The organism is Achromobacter sp. GbtcB20 (assembly GCF_019091095.1).
Taxonomy (GTDB): domain Bacteria; phylum Pseudomonadota; class Gammaproteobacteria; order Burkholderiales; family Burkholderiaceae_B; genus Achromobacter; species Achromobacter mucicolens.
Map to the genome: position 1 here is coordinate 1 of NZ_JAGXJZ010000070.1, position 1132 is coordinate 1132.

Genomic DNA, 1132 nt, shown 5'->3' on the forward strand with positions numbered 1-1132 from the left:
CGAGAAGGCGCGGTTGCCGGATTTGATCCGCAACTTCGTGATCTTCGATGCGGGTTTCAAGAAGGTGCCCCGGCAGCACCAGTACCAGGGCATCAAGGCCGCGCAGAAACGCATTGCCAAACGCGAGGGTGGCGTGATCTGGCACACCCAGGGCAGCGGCAAGAGCATCCTGATGGTGTTGTTGGCCAAGTGGTTGCTGGAGCATGATCCACAAGCCCGAGTTTTGGTGGTGACAGATCGGGACGAGCTGGACAAGCAGATCGAAGGGGTGATGCGCAACGCGGGCGTGATCGGTGCGGAGTCCGCCTCACCGCGCATTACCTCGCGAGCAAACTTCGTGCAGAAACTGGGCGCTACCACGCCGCGCCTGCTATGTGCGTTGATCCACAAATTCGATGCTGCGGACCTCAGTGGCGATCCGCCGCCAATTCACGGGCGCTTTTATGTGTTTGTGGACGAGTGTCACCGCACGCAGGGCGGCAACATGAACAAGCAGATGAAGCGCTGGCTGTCCGATGCCATCTTTATCGGTTTCACCGGAACGCCCCTGCTGCGCAAGGATAAGCAAACGACACGCGATGTATTCGGCACCTATATCCACACCTACAAGTTCCATGAAGCCGTGGCGGACGAAGTAGTGCTAGACCTGAAGTACGAGGCGCGAGATGTGCCGCAGCGCCTGACGTCAAGCAAGGCCATCGATGCTTGGTTTGAGAAGAAGACGCGTGGTCTGAACAAATTCCAGAAGTCCATCTTGCGCAAGCGCTGGGCGACCATGGAAGAGTTGATGAGCGCCAAAGAACGCAAGGACCGCATCGTCGCCAATATCATCGAGGACTTCAGCCTCAAGCCACGGCTCGACAGCAATCGGGGTACGGCTATTCTGGTGGCTGCTTCGATCTACGACGCCTGCCACTATTTCAGGTTGTTCCGGAACACGCACTTTGGCTCGCATGTGGGAGTCATTACGTCGTTTGAGCCGAACCCGGCGGCGATCTCAAGAGAGTCTTCGGGTAGCGATGAACGCTACAAGTACGACACCTACAAGCAGCACGTGTTGCGCGATGGTCAGACCACCAAACAGTACGAAGACGAGACCAAGCGCCGGTTCATCGAGGAGCCGGCCAGCATG

At 57.8% G+C, this 1132-nt stretch carries 1 protein-coding gene; it reads left to right on the top strand.

The features are described 5' to 3' along the window. Nucleotides 1–1132: DEAD/DEAH box helicase family protein (locus tag KVT32_RS27785; RefSeq protein WP_217619158.1), on the top strand; the 1132-nt coding region annotated here is incomplete at both ends.